General features: G+C 60.1%; 20 protein-coding genes and 1 pseudogene. 11 read left to right on the forward strand and 10 right to left on the reverse strand.

Annotated elements, in window-relative coordinates; translation table 11 throughout:
* The first annotated feature begins 19 nt into the window (after positions 1-19).
* Positions 20-652, forward strand: a complete 633-nt coding sequence (locus DevBK_RS11190) for an NADPH-dependent F420 reductase (RefSeq protein ID WP_410494053.1) — start codon at positions 20-22, stop codon at positions 650-652.
* Positions 653-672: 20 nt separating this feature from the next.
* Here the strand turns inward: DevBK_RS11190 and DevBK_RS11195 are convergent, their stop codons facing one another.
* Positions 673-930, reverse strand: a complete 258-nt coding sequence (locus DevBK_RS11195; protein ID WP_061907665.1) for a hypothetical protein — start codon at positions 928-930, stop codon at positions 673-675.
* A 290-nt stretch (positions 931-1,220) separates the two neighbouring features.
* Between DevBK_RS11195 and hisD the strand changes: the two genes are divergently transcribed.
* The 6 genes and pseudogenes from hisD (at position 1,221) to yacG (ending at position 4,587) form a co-directional block, all read left to right on the forward strand.
* Positions 1,221-2,513 (forward strand): histidinol dehydrogenase, encoded by a 1,293-nt coding sequence (gene hisD, locus DevBK_RS11200; RefSeq protein WP_317185481.1) that lies wholly within the window; start codon positions 1,221-1,223, stop codon positions 2,511-2,513.
* A gap of 8 nt (positions 2,514-2,521) precedes the next feature.
* Positions 2,522-2,995 (forward strand): annotated as a pseudogene (locus DevBK_RS11205) (UPF0262 family protein); the annotation flags it as partial.
* Positions 2,996-3,052: 57 nt separating this feature from the next.
* Complete coding sequence (locus DevBK_RS11210; RefSeq protein WP_317185612.1) at positions 3,053-3,481, forward strand: hypothetical protein; 429 nt, start codon at positions 3,053-3,055, stop codon at positions 3,479-3,481.
* A gap of 75 nt (positions 3,482-3,556) precedes the next feature.
* A complete protein-coding gene (gene infA, locus DevBK_RS11215; protein ID WP_035082742.1) occupies positions 3,557-3,775 on the forward strand; it encodes a translation initiation factor IF-1 in 219 nt (72 codons plus the stop codon).
* A 6-nt stretch (positions 3,776-3,781) separates the two neighbouring features.
* On the forward strand, positions 3,782-4,420 hold the full coding sequence (locus DevBK_RS11220) for a Maf-like protein (protein ID WP_317185482.1): 639 nt from the start codon (positions 3,782-3,784) through the stop codon (positions 4,418-4,420).
* Positions 4,420-4,587 (forward strand): DNA gyrase inhibitor YacG, encoded by a 168-nt coding sequence (gene yacG / locus DevBK_RS11225; protein ID WP_317185483.1) that lies wholly within the window; start codon positions 4,420-4,422, stop codon positions 4,585-4,587. The genes DevBK_RS11220 and yacG overlap by 1 nt, the downstream gene beginning before the upstream one ends.
* A gap of 41 nt (positions 4,588-4,628) precedes the next feature.
* On the opposite strand, the gene treZ is transcribed toward yacG, so the two are convergent.
* The 4 genes from treZ to DevBK_RS11245 form a co-directional block, all read right to left on the reverse strand.
* A complete protein-coding gene (gene treZ, locus DevBK_RS11230; RefSeq protein WP_317185484.1) occupies positions 4,629-6,485 on the reverse strand; it encodes a malto-oligosyltrehalose trehalohydrolase in 1,857 nt (618 codons plus the stop codon).
* Positions 6,486-6,624: 139 nt separating this feature from the next.
* Complete coding sequence (locus DevBK_RS11235; RefSeq protein WP_061907660.1) at positions 6,625-6,951, reverse strand: hypothetical protein; 327 nt, start codon at positions 6,949-6,951, stop codon at positions 6,625-6,627.
* Positions 6,952-7,078: 127 nt separating this feature from the next.
* Positions 7,079-8,545 carry a Si-specific NAD(P)(+) transhydrogenase gene (gene sthA, locus DevBK_RS11240; protein ID WP_317185485.1) on the reverse strand — a complete coding sequence of 489 codons (1,467 nt, stop codon included), beginning with the start codon at positions 8,543-8,545 and terminating at the stop codon, positions 7,079-7,081.
* Between the two features lie 158 nt (positions 8,546-8,703).
* Complete coding sequence (locus tag DevBK_RS11245; protein ID WP_317185486.1) at positions 8,704-9,531, reverse strand: prephenate dehydratase; 828 nt, start codon at positions 9,529-9,531, stop codon at positions 8,704-8,706.
* A gap of 256 nt (positions 9,532-9,787) precedes the next feature.
* On the opposite strand from DevBK_RS11245, the gene DevBK_RS11250 reads away from it, so the two are divergent.
* From DevBK_RS11250 to DevBK_RS11260, 3 genes are all read left to right on the forward strand, one after another.
* On the forward strand, positions 9,788-10,591 hold the full coding sequence (locus tag DevBK_RS11250; RefSeq protein WP_082460906.1) for a c-type cytochrome: 804 nt from the start codon (positions 9,788-9,790) through the stop codon (positions 10,589-10,591).
* A 70-nt stretch (positions 10,592-10,661) separates the two neighbouring features.
* Positions 10,662-11,600 carry a glyoxylate/hydroxypyruvate reductase A gene (locus DevBK_RS11255; RefSeq protein ID WP_317185487.1) on the forward strand — a complete coding sequence of 313 codons (939 nt, stop codon included), beginning with the start codon at positions 10,662-10,664 and terminating at the stop codon, positions 11,598-11,600.
* Between the two features lie 71 nt (positions 11,601-11,671).
* On the forward strand, positions 11,672-12,343 hold the full coding sequence (locus tag DevBK_RS11260; protein WP_317185488.1) for a YqaA family protein: 672 nt from the start codon (positions 11,672-11,674) through the stop codon (positions 12,341-12,343).
* 59 nt (positions 12,344-12,402) lie between these two features.
* Here DevBK_RS11260 and DevBK_RS11265 read toward each other — a convergent pair whose 3' ends face one another.
* Entirely contained in the window at positions 12,403-13,749 is a 1,347-nt protein-coding gene (locus DevBK_RS11265) for a leucyl aminopeptidase family protein (protein ID WP_317185489.1), read from the reverse strand.
* Between the two features lie 143 nt (positions 13,750-13,892).
* On the opposite strand from DevBK_RS11265, the gene DevBK_RS11270 reads away from it, so the two are divergent.
* Positions 13,893-14,663, forward strand: coding sequence for a tetratricopeptide repeat protein (locus tag DevBK_RS11270; RefSeq protein ID WP_317185490.1), 771 nt, complete (start codon positions 13,893-13,895; stop codon positions 14,661-14,663).
* 25 nt (positions 14,664-14,688) lie between these two features.
* Here DevBK_RS11270 and DevBK_RS11275 read toward each other — a convergent pair whose 3' ends face one another.
* Genes DevBK_RS11275 through DevBK_RS11290 form a run of 4 tightly spaced genes read right to left on the reverse strand, consistent with a single transcriptional unit; the run spans position 14,689 to position 19,486 of the window.
* A complete protein-coding gene (locus tag DevBK_RS11275) occupies positions 14,689-15,684 on the reverse strand; it encodes a type II secretion system F family protein (protein ID WP_061907655.1) in 996 nt (331 codons plus the stop codon).
* Between the two features lie 15 nt (positions 15,685-15,699).
* A complete protein-coding gene (locus tag DevBK_RS11280) occupies positions 15,700-16,677 on the reverse strand; it encodes a type II secretion system F family protein (protein WP_317185491.1) in 978 nt (325 codons plus the stop codon).
* A gap of 2 nt (positions 16,678-16,679) precedes the next feature.
* A complete protein-coding gene (locus DevBK_RS11285) occupies positions 16,680-18,173 on the reverse strand; it encodes a CpaF family protein (RefSeq protein WP_062629343.1) in 1,494 nt (497 codons plus the stop codon).
* A 35-nt stretch (positions 18,174-18,208) separates the two neighbouring features.
* A complete protein-coding gene (locus DevBK_RS11290) occupies positions 18,209-19,486 on the reverse strand; it encodes a CpaE family protein (RefSeq protein ID WP_317185493.1) in 1,278 nt (425 codons plus the stop codon).
* Between the last annotated feature and the right edge of the window lie 7 nt (positions 19,487-19,493).

The raw sequence follows: 19,493 nt of genomic DNA on the forward strand, positions 1-19,493 counted from the left end.
CCCTTTCGCGCCTGATGCGTTGCTCTTCTCCCAATCGAACAGGAGAAGAGCGATGCGGATCGGCGTTTTGGGTAGTGGCGATGTCGGCGGCAAGATCGCCAAGAAATTGGCGTCGCTTGGGCATGAAGTGATGCTGGGCTCGCCCCATGCCAAAGATAAAGCCGATGAATTTCCGGGTATTGCGCTCGGCTCTGCGTCAGATGCGGCGCAGCATGGCGACTGGGTCGTGAATGCCATGGAAGGAGCGATCGCCCTCGAGGCGCTGAAAGATTGCGCCATTGACGGCAAGATCTTCGTCGATATCGGCAATTTCGAAAGCTCGATCGAGGGACCGCTCGAAACGCCTCTCGGCGAGGCGATCCAGGCGGCTCATCCCAAAACGCGGCTCGTCAAGACGCTCAACAATATCAGCGCCCATCTGATGGTCGATCCCGGCAGCCTGCCTCAGGCGACCACGGTCTTCATCGCCTCGAACGATGATGAGGCAAAGGCGGAAGTCAAAGATCTGCTGAAGACTTTCGGCTGGACCGACATTGTCGACCTCGGCGATCTCAAGGCCTGTCGTGCCATGGAAAATATGGCCGCAGCCTGGATTTCGATCGAAAAAGCCGTCGGCGGCCCGAACTTCAATTTTTCCCTGGTGCGGCGGTAAAGGCGCCCTCGCGCGCCTGCCTAGTCGGCGCGCGGCCCGGCAGCTTCCTGGAACATTTCGAGCAATGCCTTGGCCCGCTGCGCGCCCATGCGGTCTTCCTCAAGGCAACCATCGAGCCGAAGCGCCTGGCGCAGCAGCATTTCCGCCGCCTGGCTCGTGGGCACGTCGAGCCCATTGATGTCCTTCCAGCGCTCGATCGCATCGATCAGATGCGCGTCGACAGCCAGAATAAATTCGCCGGTTTCAACCGGCTGCATCGGCAGAAAAGCAATAGCCATGACCCTGCCTCCAAGGGATTTACTGGCCATTCTGCCTTTTCTCTTGCCACTAGGCAATATTTGCCTATGCGAATCGGCACTGCGCCAAACACATGGCGTCAATTGCTTGCGCGCGGGCGTTGCAGGTCATCGACGCACCGGGGGGGCACCACCTCTCCCTCTGGGGGAGAGGTGGTGATTGCCCGCCAATCAAGCTCAACCTGAACGCCCCAAAACCCAATTCCCCCTTGCGACCCACACGCCCATCGGGATAGATCGGACCATCTTTCCTGCCCAAGTTCGGACCGCACATGCCCCTTCGTCTCGATAGCGCCGCAGCCGATTTCGAGGCCCGCTTTACCGACCTTCTCGGCAGCAAGCGCGAAGCCTCGCAGGAAGTGGGCGATGTCGTTGCCGGGATCATTGCCGATGTCCGCGCCCGCGGCGACGTAGCCGTAGCCGAACTCACCAACAAGTTCGACAAGGCCGGTGTCACCCCGCAAACCCTGCGCTTTTCGTCTGAGGAAATCGCTGACGCTGCCGCCCGCGTCTCGCCCGAAGTCCGCGAAGCCCTCCAGACCGCCCATGATCGCATCAAGTCGCACCACGAGCGGCAGATGCCCAAAGATGATCTCTATACCGATGCCCTCGGTGTCACCCTTGGTTCGCGCTGGACGGCCATCGACGCCGTCGGCATCTATGTGCCCGGCGGCCTTGCCTCCTATCCTTCCTCGGTGCTGATGAATGCCGTGCCGGCCAAGGTCGCGGGCGTTAGCCGTATCGCCATGGTCGTCCCGACCCCCAATGGCCAGCTTGCTGCCGCCATTCTCTGTGCCGCCCAGATTGCCGGCGTCACCGAAATCTACCGCGTCGGTGGCGCTCAGGCCGTTGCCGCTCTCGCCTATGGCACCGCGGCCATTCCGCGCGTCGACAAGATCATGGGCCCCGGCAACGCCTTCGTTGCCGCCGCCAAGCGCCAGGTCTTCGGTCAGGTCGGTATCGACCTCATCGCTGGCCCCTCTGAGGTCCTCGTCATTGCCGATCGCTCCGCCAACCCCGCCTGGATCGCCGCCGATCTCATCGCCCAGGCCGAGCATGGCGGCGGCGCGCAGTCGATCCTCGTCACGACCGAAGAGTCCATCGCGGACGCTGTCGAAGCCGAAGTTGATCGGCAGCTCAGCCTCCTCCCCAAAGAATCCATTGCTCGCGAAGGCTGGGACGAATTCGGCGCCATCATCACCGTCGATACGCTCGACACCGCCACGGCCCTCGCCAATCGCATCGCCTCCGAGCATGTCGAACTTGCCGTCGATGATCCGCAGGCGATGGTGCCGGCCATTCGCCACGCTGGCGCTATTTTCCTCGGCCACCACACGCCCGAAGCCATTGGCGATTATGTCGGCGGCTCCAACCACGTCCTGCCCACGGCCCGCTCGGCACGCTTTGCCTCAGGCCTCGGCGTCCTCGATTTCGTCAAGCGCACCTCGATCCTGGGATGCACGCCGTCCTCGCTGTCCGCGCTGGCCGATGCGGCGGTGACCATCGCCGAAGTGGAAGCGCTCGATGGGCATGGCCGCTCGATTTCGATTCGGCTTAATCGGTGAGTATCACCATGGGGACCGAACAGGCGGCGCCCAGCACCAATCGCCTGGTGACCGTCACGCTCGACCCCAATACCATCACCTCGATCAATCCCGACGAGGTGCATGAATGGCGGATCGCCATTTATGACCTCCTTGAAAACAACACTTTCCGCCCCGCTCGCGTCAGCGCCGAAGGGCCCTATGCGCTCCACGTTTCGATCATCGGCAATTTCATCGTGCTCGACGTCCGGCACCCCGAAACCTTCCAGCCGATCGCGGCACATTATCTGTCGCTGACGCCGTTTCGCCGCCTGATCCGCGATTATTTCCGCATTCGCGACGCCTATTATGAAGCGATCCGCTCGGCCCAACCCTTCCAGATCGAAACCGTCGATATGGCGCGGCGCGGCCTCCACAATGAGGCGGCCGAACTCCTCCGCACCCGGCTCAACAACAAGATCATCATCGATCTCAATACCGCCCGCCGTCTTTTCACCCTCATCTGCGCCGTGCAACCCTATGCCAGCCGCATCGACGAGGCGACGAGCGAATTGCCGACGGTGCTGTTCGTCTGCTCGATGAATTCGGTGCGCTCGCCCATGGCCGCGGCCCTCGCCCGCCAGGCTTTCCCCGGCCGCATCATTGCGCGGTCGGTCGGGGTGAATGGCGGCAAGGCCGATCAGTTCGTCCATGAGGTCATGGAAGAAATCGGGATTGATATGAGCGTCCATACGCCCCATATTCTCGATGAGCTCGTGGCCAACCGCTTCGATCTCGTTATTACCCTGTCCGACGATGCACCGGAGGCTGTGGCCCGTAAGGGTCTTGAGGCTGGCGAAGTCGAACAATGGACGGTTACGGATCCCTCACTTGTCGAGGGAAGTCGGGACGTGGTTCTGTCGGCCTATCGCGAGCTTCGCGATGGCCTCAGGCGCCGCGTTCGTAATCGTTTGGAACCACTGGTTTCCGGTAGTTCACAAAGCCACTGATTTGCAGTAGGTTCCGCCAAAATTTACGGCCACCGCCGAGCAATTTCGCACGCGGGGGTCTTCCCAGGAGAAAGTATGGCCAAAGAAGAAGTGCTCGAATTCCCGGGCGTGGTCACCGAATTGCTTCCCAACGCGACCTTCAGGGTCAAGCTGGAAAACGAACACGAGATCATCGCTCACACTGCTGGTCGCATGCGCAAGAACCGTATCCGTGTTCTCGCCGGCGATAAGGTGCTGTGTGAAATGACTCCCTACGACCTGACCAAGGGTCGCATCACCTATCGTTTCAAGTAAATAGCTATGGCCAGCCGTCCGGACCTGATCCTGGCCTCCGCCTCGCCGCGTCGGCTTGCACTGCTTAATCAGATCGGCATCGAGCCCCAGCATTTGGTGCCCGCTCATGTCGATGAAACGCCCGAGAAGGGCGAATTGCCGCGCAAGCTTGCTGGCCGCCTCTCTGAACTGAAAGCCCTTACCGCCCAGCACAAGGCGCGCGTCGCCGGCTTTGGCGAAGAGGCTCTGGTTCTGGCTGCCGATACGGTCGTCGCCGTTGGCCGGCGCATCCTGCCCAAGGCCGAGACCATGGAAGAGGCATCCGAATGTCTCCGCCTTCTCTCGGGCCGTGCGCATCGCGTCTATACCGGCGTCACCCTGCTCACCCCGTCCGGCGCCAAGCGGCATCGGATCGTTGAGACACGCATCCGCTTCAAGCGCCTCTCGACGCGCGAGATGGAAGCCTATCTCGCCAGCGCCGAATGGCGCGACAAGGCAGGTGGCTACGCCATTCAGGGCATTGCCGGTTCCTTTGTCGTCAAGCTTGTCGGCTCCTACCCGAGCGTCGTCGGCCTGCCGCTTCACGAAGTGACGCAACTTCTCGCGGGCGAAGGCTATCCGGTTCACTTCAACTGGCTCAATCAGTCGAGCCTGTCGGGGGTCTGATGGCGCCCGAACGCAAATGCCCGATCTGCGGAAAACCGACCGTAGATAAGTTTAAGCCGTTCTGCTCGAAACGCTGCGCCGATGTCGACCTCAACCGCTGGCTGACCGGCTCCTATGTCATCCCCGCACGGGACGACGAGCCGCTCCCGCAGGACGATGACGAATAATGCCCTAACCCGCGCTCGATGTTACCGGAATGCTACCGAAGTCACGCCGGATTGCGGCTCTCCGGGCGCAACACCAGAGTACAATCACCGGGCAGGATCCAGAACTTTTCCGGCTCCACCGGACGCCGCCCTGCCCCGCCATATTTAGGGTGCTCGCTCGACCATTGGAGCGCCCAGCGCTGCCCGTCGGGTGGCGCCAGCAGCGGTTCAGGCGTCACGGCCATATGCAAGTCGCGTCCAAGATTGCAGAGCAGAAGCCGGTGTTGGCTCGGGTCAGCCATGAAAAAACGCAGCACAAAAGCACCCTCGCCGATCACTGCGCCATCCACCCGCCGCACGGAATTTTGCGAGAAGGCGGCGTCGGTTCTGCGGAGCGCTAGCAGGTCCTTGTGCAGCGCCAAGATGCCAGAATTGCTCGACATTTCCAACCAGTCGAGCTTGCTGAGTTCAAAGGTTTTGGGGGCATCGGGTCGCGCCAGCGTTGCCTGCATTTCTGGGTCGGTGACCGATGGAAAGTCCATCAATCCCTTCTTCCGGCCCTCCGCCACCGCCTCGGCTTCTTCGCCCGTGCGTCCGGCAAAATAGAGGAATGGCTTGCGCGATCCGAACTCTTGCCCCTGAAACAGACACGGCGTCTGCGGTCCAAGCAGTAGTAGCGGTGTTATCGCCCGCAGCCGCGCTGGCGACATAAGCTCGGAAAGCCGTAAGCCCTTGGCCGAATTGGCAACTTGGTCGTGGTTCTCGAGGAAATGCACGAAATGCTCTGCGGGCGTTTCAAGGTTATATGTGCCATAGGCCTTATCGCGCATGTCCGAGCGCTGACCCTGATACAAAAATCCGTATTTCAGGGCCGAGACGATCTCCTGCGGCGAACCCAAATAGTCTCGATAATAGAAGTCGTTATGCCCGGTCGCCGCCACTCGTATGGCGTGCTGGAAGTCGTCGCTATACATGCCATCGAGCCCAAAACCGCCCTCTTCTCGGTCAGCAATCATCCGCCGTTCCTGCGGCTGGTTCTCGACCACCATATAGGCGCGCCGCGGTTTGGCTGCTTCGCGGACAGCGTCGGTCAGTTCGGCGATGATGTGCGTTTCGCTCGTGTCGAACATGGCTTGCGCCGCATCGATCCGAAGTCCATCGAGATGAAAATCCTCGATCCAGTAGACAGCGTTGCCGATCATGAAATCTCTGACGGCGCGTGAATTTTCGCCGTCATAGTTGAATCCGCTGCCCCACTCATTCTCATGCGTGTGGGTAAAAAAGTGCTCGCTATAGGCATGGTAATAGTCACCCATGCCGGTGTGGTTGTAGACGACATCGAGGATGACTCCGATCCCCAATCCGTGCGCCGCGTCGACAAAGCCGCGAAGGTCGTCCGGCGTTCCGTAGGGGGCATAGGGTGCATAAGGAAGCGTCGTGTCGTAGCCCCAGCCGAATGTTCCTTTAAAGCACCCAACCGGCATGACCTGGATCACGGTCACGCCCAAGTCTTTCAAATGCCGAAGCTTTTCGCGCGCGGCATTCCATGTCCCCTCGGATGTGAAGGTGCCGACATGGAGTTCGTATATAACCTGATCCTGCGCCACCGGCCCCGCCCAGCCCGCATCCGTCCAGATATACTCTGGCGACACGACGACTGATACGCCATCGCTACCCTCAGGCTGCCAGCGCGAGCCGAGGTCCGGCATGGGCAAGCCATCGTCGAGCCGAAATTTGTATTTTGCGCCCACGCCAACATTGGGCACAAGGGCGCTGAAATAGCCCTTTTCTTCAGGGGTTAGCGCAAAACTCCCCGCGCCCTCGACATCGACGGCCGCGCGGCTTTTTTCGGGCGCCCAAAGTCTGAAATGGGTGCCTGCAGCGGTCGGCTTGGCGCCGAAAAAACTGGATTTGGACATGGAAGCCCTATGAAAGAGGAGGCTTCCCATAACGGCGCAGCCGCAAACGCGTTGCCGCCTCATAACCCAGCATGGCAAGTTTGATCTTAGCCAGGCCAGGCGAGACCGCGCTCATGGCGCGATCCCGCAATAGTCTTGATCAGTCGGTAAAGCTGAAATCGGCCAGTTCGCAGACATTGTTGTCTGTCGAGGTGACCTTATCGCCATCTTCGAACACAGCCAGGAAGTCATATTTGCAGTAACCAGAGCCGTCATCGATGTTGATCATGACGCTATGGCCTGCGGGCAGGATGTCCTTGCCCAGGATATCTTCTTCCCACGAATTTGTGCCCGTGTTCGAGGCATAGAATTCGACGATGTCGTATGACGATTTATTATTGATCTGGACGCGACGATCCAGCGCCGAAGCGTTCACGACGCTGGCGGCCAAAAAGACAAGCGCAAGGCCTGCCACAGTCTTGTTCATGATAGTCCCCCGGGAAATATCTTCCCGTTCCGGAGGTAATTCCAAACTTAGGTTAAGAGCAAGAGGCCGTCGAAAATTATCTTAATTTCGAGTACCGGCCCCGTTTGCAACAACGGGACTGATCGCATCAGCCTTTTGCTGTACCAACCTTGAGTGACGGAAGTTCAACAACCGTCTCTTCAACAGTCGGAGCGATCGGCTTGGTTCGCGGCATACGATTCCAGGCGTCGAGCGCGGCGATCTTATAGGCTTCGGCAAGTGTCGGATAGTTAAAGGCATTTTCGACAAAATAGTCGAGCGTGCCGCCCAAGTTCAGCACGGCCTGGCCAATATGGATCAGTTCGGTCGCGCCTTCGCCGACGATGTGGACGCCGAGCAGTTTGCGCGTATCGAGCGCAAAGATCATCTTCATCATGCCCGACTGGAGGCCCATGATGTGACCGCGCGACGTCTCGCGGAAGCGGGCAATGCCGGCTTCGTAGGGAATGTTCTGCGCCCTGACCTGTTGCTCCGTCAGGCCAACGGTCGAAATCTCCGGAACGGCATAAATGCCATAGGGGAAGAATTCGGGCGCCGGTGGCATCTGCGCGCCACACGCATGGAGCGCGGCGATGCGGCCCTGTTCCATCGAGGTCGAAGCGAGCGACGGCCAACCGATGACGTCGCCCGCTGCGTAAATGTTGCGCACCTCGGTTTGAAACGTCACTGGATCGACCTTGAGACGGCCACGATCAACCGGCGTCAGGCCGGCATTTTCAAGGCCGAGATTGGCGGTCGCGCCGGAGCGGCCGGCCGCATAGAGCAGCATATCGGTGCGGATACGCCGACCATCGGCGAGGATGGAAACAGCCCACCCCTGCTCGTCGATCTCGACTTTTTCGACCTTGGTGCCGAGCCGCAACGTCACACCGCGCTGGCGCAGATCGTGAGTGAATTCTTCGATGATTTCGCGATCGATGAAATCGAGGATGGTGTCTTTGGGTTCAACGATGGTGACGGGCACGTCGAGTGCCGAAAAGATCGTCGCATATTCGATGCCGATAACGCCTGCACCTACAACCGTCAGGCTGCGCGGCACACGTGGCTCGGAAACGAGGCTATCGCTATCGAGAACCGAGTGGTCGTTGAACGGAATATTGGCGGGTCGATAGGGCGCGGTGCCCACCGCGATGACCGCATGGTCAAACCCAAACCGCGTCTCGTCGCCATCGGGCGCCACGACGGCAATGTGGTTCTGATCGATAAAGCGCGCCATGCCGCCAAAGGTGCGCACGCCGTTGCGGTTGAACTGGTGTTCGAGAACTTCGATTTCGTGGTTCAGCGTCATCCGCAGGCGGGCGCCGAGATCCTTGCCCTCGATGTCCTTTTTGACGCGATAGGAGAGGCCATAGAAGCCGCGTTCACGCCAGCCAGAGAGGTTAAGAACGGTTTCGCGCAGGGTCTTGGAGGGGATCGTACCGGTGTGGACGGAAACGCCGCCGAGACGCAGGCGATTTTCTACCACGAGAACGGACCGGCCGAGCTTGGCTGCCTGCACGGCAGCGCGACGGCCGGCTGGCCCAGAACCGATGACGATGAGATCGAAATGTTCCAACGATAGACCCCTGGATCCGACGGGTGCAGACTATTAAGCCGCAGATATGACAACACGAATGCACCGAATCGGACAGCACCGCTAAGGGCTGGCAGACATGCACTTTCGGCACATTAGCCGAGATGTATTACCAATCGCTTCGGAGCGAGGACCTGGGATCAGACCTGCTCGGAGGCAGGATAGACCCCGAGGATCTGGAACCGGTCGGTGAAGAATTTCAGCTCGTCAAAAGCGTGCTGCACCCCGACATCATCGGGATGCCCTTCGATATCTGCATAGAACTGCGTGGCCGTGAAAGCGCCGCCGACCATGTAGCTCTCGAGCTTGGTCATGTTGACGCCATTTGTCGCAAAGCCGCCCATGGCCTTATAGAGCGCGGCAGGCACGTTGCGCACGCGGAAGATGAAGGTCGTTTTCACCTTACCGGCCTGAGGCGCCAGTTTTTCGGTGGTCGAAAGCACGAGGAAGCGCGTCGTATTGTGGTCGGCGTCCTCGATATTGCTCGCGAGAACGTTGAGACCATAAATCTCGCCGGCAAAGCGCGACGCGATGGCTGCAACGGACTTGTCGGCCTTTTGCGCAATTTCGCGCGCCGAGCCAGCGGTATCGACGGCATTGATGGTGCGATAGCCGTTTTCGGAGATGAAGCGGCGGCACTGGCCAAGTGCGACCGAGAGCGACTGGACGGCCTTGATATCGTCAAGCGTCGCGCCGGGCACGCCAAGCAGGTTCATTTCGACGCGAAGATAGGTCTCGCCGATGATGAAGAGACCGCTTTCGGGCAAAAGGTGATGAATGTCGGTGATGCGCCCATAGAGCGAATTTTCGACGGGAACGACCGCGAAATCCGCCTTGCCGGACTGAACTGCATTGAGCGTTTCTTCGAAGGTCACGCAGCCCACGAACTCTTCGCCGGGAAAAACATTGGCCGCTGCCGCATGGCTGAATGCGCCAGGTTCACCTTGAAAGGCTATCTTCATGCTCATGGGAGGTCCGTTCATCTGCCTGCTGCGGGCTTTAGACGCGGCACCAAAGGGTGTCAATCAGAGGTTTCTGGGGCTAAAACGACATGAGATTGGGGGAATTGTCGCCAAGAGGGATTGTCCTGTTGCACCCTACGAGGCGTAATACTATCTTCCGCGCGCGTCGAACCGGGTCAGTTGAGGCAGGTTTCCCTCGGAAACCGATTGTTGGGCCCAGTTCGTTTATTGTCCACCGGGGATGGACCGGCAGAGAGACCAAATGGATTCGTTTGAGCTAAACAAGATCATGGGCGCCGTCCTTGGCACACTTATGTTTGTCATGGGCGTGGGCTTTCTGGCTGAGGCCATCTACCACCCGAAAGAGGACAATGGTCCGGGCTATGCCCTGCCCGCGCCGGAAGTCGCGGAAGCTGGCGCTGCCGCTGATGCCGCACCGGAAGTGCCGCTTGCCACGCTGCTGGCCAGCGCGAGCGTTGACCGTGGCGCTGCCGCAGTGCGCAAGTGCCAGTCCTGCCACAGCTTTGGCGAAGGCGAGGCGGCCAAGCAGGGTCCGAACCTTTATAATATCGTGAACAATACCAAGGCCCATATGGAAGGCTTTGCCTATTCGGACATTCTGCAGCAGCAAAAGGCCGAAGGTCAGGTCTGGTCCTATGAGAACCTCAATGCGTTCCTGACCAATCCCAAGGCCTATGCGCCGGGCACCAAGATGACCTTTGCCGGTGTCCGTTCGCCCGAAGAACGCGCCGACATCCTGGCCTATCTCCAGACACTGTCGTCGAACCCTGTTCCGTTCCCGACTGCCGAAGAAGCGCCAGCGACGGCGGAAGAAGCCGGTACGCCGGTTGAAGCCGCTCCCGATGGCGCCGTTGCCCCCGCTGAAGTAACCGCGCCGGCGTCGGACGCAACGCAGACCGCACCAGCCGCACAGAACGAAACGCCGACCACGACCGAGTCCGAAACCGCCGTCGAAGGCACCCCGGCCGCTGGCGGAGACGCCACCCAGGTTGCGCCTGCAACACCGGCGACCACACCGACAACTGCCCCGACCACCGGCAACTGAGCTGGTTTCGATAAGGCATTGATGAGCCGCGCCCCAAGGCGCGGCTTTTTTATTGAAAGATCATCCGCCCATGCTCCTTCTCCATCTCAATGACGTCAACGAAGCTAGTTGGGCCGAAGCCTTTGCCAAGGCGCTTCACCCCTATCCCGTGGTGGGGCGCGGCGATGATTTCGATTCCGCTGATATCCGCTATGTCTTTGTGTGGAAGCCCAAGCCCGACGCCTTTGATGGGCTGACAGGGCTGGAGGCGGTTTTGTCGCTTGGTGCAGGCGTCGATGCCTTGATCAAGCATCCAAAACTGCCCGATGCACCTCTGGTGCGCTTTGTCGACAGCGACCTCAGCCAGCGAATGAGCGATTATGTGGTTGCCCATGTCACCATGCATCACCGGGTCTATACCCGGTTCCGCGCCGATCAAAAGGCGCGCCGCTGGAGCCAGTTTTATCCCCCCTCTGCCGCCGAAAGCACTGTCGGGATCATGGGCATGGGCGTTCTGGGCCAGGATGCTGCGCGCCGATTGGCGCCGCTTGGGTTTACGCTCCGAAGCTGGAGCCGCACGCGCAAGGAAGTCGAGGGCGTCGCCTGCTTTGCGGGAGATGAAGACCTCGATGCGTTTCTTTCGGGCACCGACATTCTGGTCAACCTTCTGCCGTTGACCCCGGAAACGACGGGCATTCTCAACTACGAGAATTTTGCCAAGCTGCGGCGTGGCAATCTCCAGGGTGGCCCCGTGATCATCAATGCCGCACGCGGCGGGCATCAGCGCGAGGCCGATATCGTCAAAGCTTTGGCGGATGGCACGCTTGGCGCAGCGAGCCTCGATGTTTTCGAGCAGGAACCGCTGCCGCAGGAGAGCCCGCTCTGGGATATCGAGAACTGTTATATCACCCCGCATATCGCGGCGATTTCAGACGAAAAAAGCGGCGTGCGCTATTTCTCAAAGATTATTGCCGATCATCGCGCCGGAAAGCCCCTGATCAACGTCGTCGATCGCAATCGCGGTTACTGACGCAAATTTCACTGGCCTGACAAAGTTTTCCGCATAATGGTGCCATTGCACTGCCCAGACAAAAGAGACCAATGACCGACACCGCGCCCGCTGCAAAGCTCAGCTTTTATGACCGTCTCAAGCTCGCCACGAGACATCGCCTGGCCGAGCCCATCCTGGCCCTGCTGTGCTTTCTCGAGGCGATGATCCTGCCGATCTTCCCCGAAATCATGCTTGCGCCAATGATCATTGCCGATCGCATGCGGGCGTGGCGGCTGGCGGCGATCTGCACCGTGGCCTCCGTCACCGGCGGTCTTGCAGGCTATGCGATCGGTTACTTTCTCTTCGATACGCTTGGCCGCGGCATCATCGATTTCTATGGGGCAGGCAACGGCTTTGACTCGCTGCGCCAGAGTTTCAATGAAAATGGGCCGCTGATGATCCTGATCGGCGCGCTGTCTCCCATCCCCTATAAGGTCATCACCATTACGAGCGGCGTTGCCGGGCTCGATATTTGGACCTTCGTCGTCTACGGCCTAATCGGTCGGGGTCTTCGCTACTTTGTGCCCTGTGGTCTCTTCTACTTTTTCGGGCCTATCGCTGGCGAGTTCATCGAAAGGCACAAGAAATGGGCCGGCTGGGGCATGATCGTTCTGGTCATTGTGGGTTTTGCCATGGCGCCACTGCTGTTTCCAAAATCAGACGCAGTAATCGACCAGACACCCAACCACGCCGAGATCGTCGATCCGAACCCAGAGGGTTAGGAGCACTTCTCGAGCTTAGCTCCGGCAGCCATCACGCTGATTGCCGGAGCCGTCTGTCTTTATGCGAACCGCTGTTTGATCGCCGCAAAAACAGCGCGGATGCCCTGGTCCGTTGCGCCGACCGGCCGGCCCGGTCGCGCTTCTGGCGCCCAGGCGAGAATGTCGAGATGGACCCAAGCCTTTGCATTGCTGACGAAGCGCTTGAGAAAGAGCGCCGCAATGACCGAACCGGCATAGCCACCTGCGCCGGTATTGTTCATGTCGGCAATCTTTGACGCTAATTGACCATCGTAAGAAGACCAGAGCGGCATCTGCCAGAAGGGGTCCTCGGCCCGAAGTCCGGCTTCGGTGATGGTCTTGGCAAAGGCATCATCGGTCGAATAGAGCGGCGGCAGTTCAGGCCCAAGCGCCACGCGGGCAGCGCCGGTTAGAGTCGCCATATCGACAATCAACTCGGGCGATTCTTCATCGGCGAGCGCCAGGGCATCGGCGAGGATCAGGCGCCCTTCGGCATCGGTATTGCCGATTTCGACCGTAATACCCTTGCGTGAATGAAGGACATCGCCGGGCCGAAAGGCGTCGCCCGCGATGGCGTTTTCCACGACGGGGATGAGCACGCGCAGACGCACCGGCAGTTTGGCCGAGACGATGGCGCTGGCCAGACCAAGGATATTCGCGGCGCCGCCCATATCCTTCTTCATCATCAGCATGCCCGCCGCCGTTTTGATATCGAGGCCGCCGGTATCGAAGGTGACGCCCTTGCCGACCAAGGTCACCTTGGGATCGCTCGCCTTGCCCCATGAGAGGTCAAGCAGGCGCGGCTTCTGGGTGCTGGCGCGGCCAACGGCATGGATCATTGGAAAATTCTGCTTGAGCAGATCGTCTCCGACGATGGCCTTGAATTCCATGCTGCGTTCGGCCGCAAAACGTTCGATCTCCTTATGGAGATTGTCCGGGCCGAGATCGCTCGAGGGCGTGTTGATGAGGTCGCGGGCAAGGCTTGCAGCCGCCACCTGGCGGTCGACTTCGGCGCTGTCCGCGCCACTCGGCAGTTCGAGTGTTGGCGTCGCCTTGGCGTCGCGATAGCGATCAAAGCGATAGGCGCCGAGACGGAATGCGATAGAAGCGAGCGTTGCGTCGCCAATATCGCCTTCGAGACGATAGTGGGCCGCTGGAAGCGAGACGGCGGCGAGGCCGGCGACAAAGACGGAGCGGCCATCCGCAGACCCGACACCGAAGAGATATCCATCAAGCCCACCGCCTGCGCTCGGGAGCGGCAACAGCTTGCCGCGCTGGCCGGAAAAGCCATTGGCTTCCGCCCAGCCCTTTTGTGCTCCCGATAGGCCCAAAGCTCCCAACCCTCCTTCGCCAACGAGATAAACTGGGGTGGTGGTCGAGGCGGACATGGGCAACTCCGGGGTGTGGTCGCCACCATACGTAGTCCCCTCGCCTCGCTTGCGCAACGACTGGGGCAGCGATCTTTAACCGCCTATTAGGGTTAATGATTTATTGCTTGGCATGAGGGGAAAGTCCCCCGAGGAGTCGTGCCGTGCAGCGTGTCGTTGCTACCAATCGGACCTGGCGCGCGCTGCTGCTGGCCGGCGTTGCGGCTCTCGCGCTATCGGCTTGCGCTTCCAATCGCGGACAGCTTGGCGCGACCGATTATTCGAGCCTTCCTGCCGAACAGCGCCAGCAGACGCTTGCGGAACTGACCGGGCGCTACAAATCCAATCCGCGCGACCGCGATACCGTCATTCTTTATGCCGCGGCCCTGCGCGCAGCCGGCCAGCCGCAACAGGCCGCAGCCGCGCTCGAGCAAGCGATCGGGCTCTATCCCAACGATGTCGAATTGTCCGTCGCCTATGCCAAGGCTCTGGTCTCGATGGGCAGCTTTGAGCAGTCAGTAGCCGTTATCGACCGCACGTTGCAGCCAGATGCACCAGACTGGAATGCCCTTCTCGTCAAAGGCGCGGCCTTCGACCAGATGGGCCGCAATGCCGAGGCTCGTGCGCTCTACGCGCAGGCGGCGACCGTTGCACCTGGCGAGGCGGCGATCGAAGCCAATATGGGCCTCTCCTATGCAATGACCTCCGATCTGGCTTCGGCTGAGCAGCATTTGCGGCGCGCGGTGCAGATGCGTGGCGCAACAAGCCAGACGCGCCAGAACCTTGCCCTTGTCGTCGGTCTCCAGGGACGCTTCGATGAAGCGCGCGCGATCTATGCCGCAGAATTGCCGCCGGAGCAGGTCGAAGCCAACATGACTTATGTGCGGGCTATGCTGACCCAGCAGAATCGCTGGGATCTCATTCCCAACGGCTGAACCGAAGCTTGCAACTGTTTGACGGTTAGCCGCCGCTCATCATGCCGTTGCCCATCACCTTGATGATGGCGGGCGCCATGATGACGATGAAGAGCACCGGCAGGAAGAACAAGATCAGTGGCACGGTCAGCTTCGGCGGCAAGGCCGCAGCCTTCTTTTCCGCTTCCATCATGCGCGATTCACGGCCTTCTTCGGCCATGACGCGAAGTGCCTGACCGACCGAGGTGCCATAGCGGTCAGCCTGAATAAGTGCGGTCATGACAGCGCGAACATTATCGAGACCGGTCCGGCGGCCAAGATTTTCATAGGCGCGCGTGCGGTCTTCGAGGAATGACAGTTCGGCCGTCGTGAGGGTCAGCTCTTCAGCCAGTTCGGCGCTCTGCTGGCCGATTTCGCGGGCCACGCGCTTGAACGCGTGTTCCATCGACATGCCGGCTTCGACGCAAAGCAGCAAGAGATCGAGACAATCAGGCCAGGAACGACGAATGGATTGCTGGCGCTTCTGTGTCGCGTTCCGAAGCATCAGCACGGGTAGATAGGACCCGACGAGCGCAGCGCCGATCGCGTACACCAAATTCAGGAAAACCGGCCGGTCACCGGGAATAACGATCAGCAGATAAAACGCTGCGATGATGAACACGCCAAAGGGCGTGGCGAAGCGCTGGAAGAGGAACGACGTCAGGTGCCCCTGGCCGCGGTAACCGCCCATTGCGAGCTTGTCGACGGTGTTGTCGTCTTGGAATGCCTTCTTGAGGTCGAAGCGCTCCACCGCGGTCTTCATATAGGAGCGCGCTTCCTTGGTGCGCCGCATGCTCGAGCGGCTATCGATCGCCCCCCCGCCCCGCAGACGCGCCATTTCCTCGGCCCGCATCCGATCGCGCTCAAGCGCGACGCGTTTGACGCGGGTCTTCATGTCCTGCTTGACGATCATCGAAGAGCCGAAGGTGAACACCACGGCGGCGGCCGAAATCGCTGCCAGAACGGCAATCAGGAATTCGCGCGATGTCAGCATTTCGACCATGTGCGATGCCCTGCCCTAAAACTCGAACTGAACCATGCGGTTCATGACGAAAACGCCAAGGCACATCATGATCGCTGCGGCACCCAGCCAGATCTGGCCCAATGGCGTCGTGATCAGCGGTGACAGATATTGGGGCGACACGACCGAAACCATGATGGCGACGACGATAGGCAAGGAGCCGATAATGCCCGCGGAGGCCTTCGCTTCCGACGACATCGCGGCCACCTTCTGCTTCATCTTCTTGCGGTTGCGCAGCACGCGCGCGAGGTTTCCAAGGGCTTCCGAAAGGTTACCACCCGCCTGCTGCTGCACAGAGATGACAACGACGAAGAAGTTGACTTCAGGGAGCGGCACGCGCTGGAGCAACACTTGCACGGCTTCCGTCATCGAAAAACCGAACGCCTGCTGATCGAGCACGCGCTGGAATTCTGACTTCACCGGCTCCTTGGTATCCTTGGCAACGACGCGCATGGAATCGTTGAGCGGAAGCCCCGTCTTGACGCCGCGCACAATGGCTTCGACGGCGTTCGGCAGCTCGTCGAGAAACTTGTTCTGATACTGCTTGCGCTTGCGCATCACATAAATGCGCGGCAGCAGATATCCTCCCGCGACGGCAAAAATCGCCGCGAAATAATATGGCACCTGCGTGATGAGCAGAATGAGGAAGAGCACGACGCCAAAGATGACGCTATTGCGGATAAAAGCGGCTGGCGTGATCGTCATACCGGCCTGGAAGATCATGTCCGATACGGTCAAGCGCTTCTTGGCATTGAGCTCATCGGACTGGGCCTTGAGCGCCGATTGCACCGTCTTGCGGCGCGCATCGCGCGTGCGATTGGCATCGAGCTCCCGGCGATTGGCGCGAATGTCGCCGCGATAGGTTTTCAAACGCTTCTGCGCACGGCTGCTGCCAAGGGCCGATGGCACGAGCGCAAAGCCAGCTGCACCAACCGCCACGACCGCCAAAACCACAAGCAGGATAGGCATGAGCATGGTCAGCGTCCCATCAGTTCGTGCTGCTCGGTATTGGACTTTTCGAGCGCCTCTACGAGGTTGGCTTCTTCGTTGAAGTAGCGGGCGCGCTCGGTGAATTGCGGCTTGGTGATACCGGTCGAGCGATGCTTGCCCATCAGCATGCCATTGGCGTCTTCGCCCATGATGTCATAGACGAAAATATCCTGGGTCACGATGACATCGCCTTCCATCCCGAGCACTTCGGAAATGTGGGTGATGCGGCGCGAACCATCTCGGAGACGCGCGGCCTGGACGATGACGTCGATCGAGGAAACGATCATTTCGCGGATCGTGCGGCTCGGCAGGGAATAGCCGCCCATGGTGATCATGGATTCAAGACGCGACAGGGCTTCACGCGGGCTATTGGCGTGGAGCGTGCCCATGGAGCCGTCGTGACCCGTATTCATGGCCTGGAGAAGGTCGAAACTCTCCGGGCCGCGGACTTCGCCGACGATGATCCGTTCAGGACGCATACGGAGGCAGTTCTTGATAAGATCGCGCATGGTGATCTCGCCCTCGCCCTCGAGGTTGGGCGGGCGTGTTTCCAAACGCACCACATGGGGCTGCTGAAGCTGAAGTTCGGCAGAGTCTTCGCAGGTGATGACGCGCTCATCCTTTTCGATGAAGGCCGTCAGGCAATTGAGCAGCGTCGTCTTGCCCGAGCCGGTACCGCCCGAGATCAGCACATTGGCCCGGACGCGGCCGAGAATACGGAGAACTTCCGCGCCCTCAGGCGAAATCGAACCGTATTTGACAAGCTGCTGCAGGGTCAGCTTGTCCTTCTTGAACTTACGGATGGTGAGCGCAGCGCCATCGATGGCGAGCGGCGGAGCGATGACGTTGACGCGCGAGCCATCGGGGAGACGTGCGTCGCAGATAGGTGAGCCTTCGTCGACGCGGCGGCCAACTTGGGACACGATGCGCTGGCAGACATTCATCAAATGCGCATCGTCGCGGAAGCGCACATTGGTGAGGCGCACCTTGCCACCGACTTCGATGTAGCACTTCTGGCTGCCGTTCACCATGATATCGGCGATGTCGTCGCGGGCGAGGAGCGGCTCGAGCGGCCCATAACCGAGGACATCGTTGCAGATATCCTCAAGCAGATCTTCCTGCTCGGAAATCGACATGACGATTGATTTGAGCGCGATGATTTCGCCGACGATGTCGCGGATTTCCTCGCGCGCAGCCTGGCTTTCCATCGTCGCGAGCTGGCTGAGATCGATGGAGTCTATCAGCGCGTTGAAAATCGCGGACTTGGTCTGGAAATATTCGCGATCACGCTGCGCATCGACGGGATTGCGCACATCGAGCACTTCGTCCGTCGTTCGCTGGCGCGTGGCCATGCTGTCCGTGTCGGAAGCGCGGCGTTGCGGTGCGGCAGCTGGCTCAGGGCGCGTTGGGCTGGGCACAGGGCGAGCGATCTCCGCCACGCCCGGTGTATTTCCGCCAAATGTCGTCCGCTTGCCAAACATGTTGTTCTCTTATTTTTCGCGCCGAGCTCTTGGAGCTAGGCCCGCTTCTTGAGGAAGGAGGGCAGCTTCATCAGCCCCGCCGCCTTGCCTGCGCCATGCGCGACCTGCCGGCCGGTGACCTGCATGCCGATATTGCGATAGACGTCGTTGACCTTATTGCTCGCCGAAACCTCGGCGATCATCTGGCCATTGTTCGCGGCCGTGCCGAAGAGCGCGGCGTCAAAGCCGATTTGTCCGATCAAGGTGCATTCGACCGAGGCGGCGAATTCGGCCGCGCTGATCTCGGGGCGGCGGGCGATACCCTGCTTGTTGATCACAAGGTTCGGCGCTTTTTCCGTCGGCCGCAGTGCCTTGATCGTGTCAGCCAGGTTCTTGGCATTGCGCAGATTGGCCAGATCGGGCTCGGCGACGATCACCACTTCATCGATGGTCGAGAGCGTGTGCCGCACCCAGGCATTCCACGAATGGGGAATATCGAGAATGATGACCGGCATGGATTTCTGGCAAATCTCGACGATCTGCTCGAATTCGCGCTCTTCAAAATCCCAGGTGCGATCGAGCGTTGCCGGGGCCGTCAGCAGGTTGATATGATTTGCCGCCTTGCTCATCAGCCGGTCCAGCATGGTCTGATCCACCTTCTGGTTGGCGAGCAGAGCATCGGCAATGCCATGCGGCGGGTCCTGGTTGAAATTCAACCCGGCCGTGCCGAAGCCGAGATCCATATCGAGGATCAGGCAATCCTGCCGGAGGCCAGTGGCAATCGCCCAGGCAACATTGTGGGCGACAGTCGAGCCACCTGCTCCGCCTTTGGCCGAGACAAAGCCGATCGTGCGCCCGATGGCCGCCGCGCCTTCACCCGCAAAGAGGTCAGTGATGGAATTGACGATGATCTGCGCGGTCGCGGGCAGGACGATATATTCGGAAATCCCTGAGCGGATCAGCTCACGGTAGAGCAGCACGTCATTGACGTGGCCGAGGACGATCACGCGCGTGGTCGCGTCGCACACATCGGCGAGACGCCCCAGCGCCTGCGGCACCTCTTCAGGCGGCAGCGAGGTCTCGACAATGATCAGGTTCGGCGTTGGGTTGGTCTTGTAGGTTTCGACCGCACCGTCGATGCCGCCGTTATGCGTCGTCAGCGCAACCTTGGACATACGCCGATCATGCACGGCGCTTTCGACCAGTTGCGCAGTCTGGGAATGCTCACAAAATGCCTGGATGGTGATGCGCGGAACAAGACGCGCGCCGGGCGAGATATCGGCTGCGGCCTCTTCCTGCTTAGCTGGCTCTTCGGGGTTGAGGAAACTCTTCATTACTTTT

The organism is Devosia sp. BK (assembly GCF_032907385.1).
Lineage (GTDB): Bacteria > Pseudomonadota > Alphaproteobacteria > Rhizobiales > Devosiaceae > Devosia.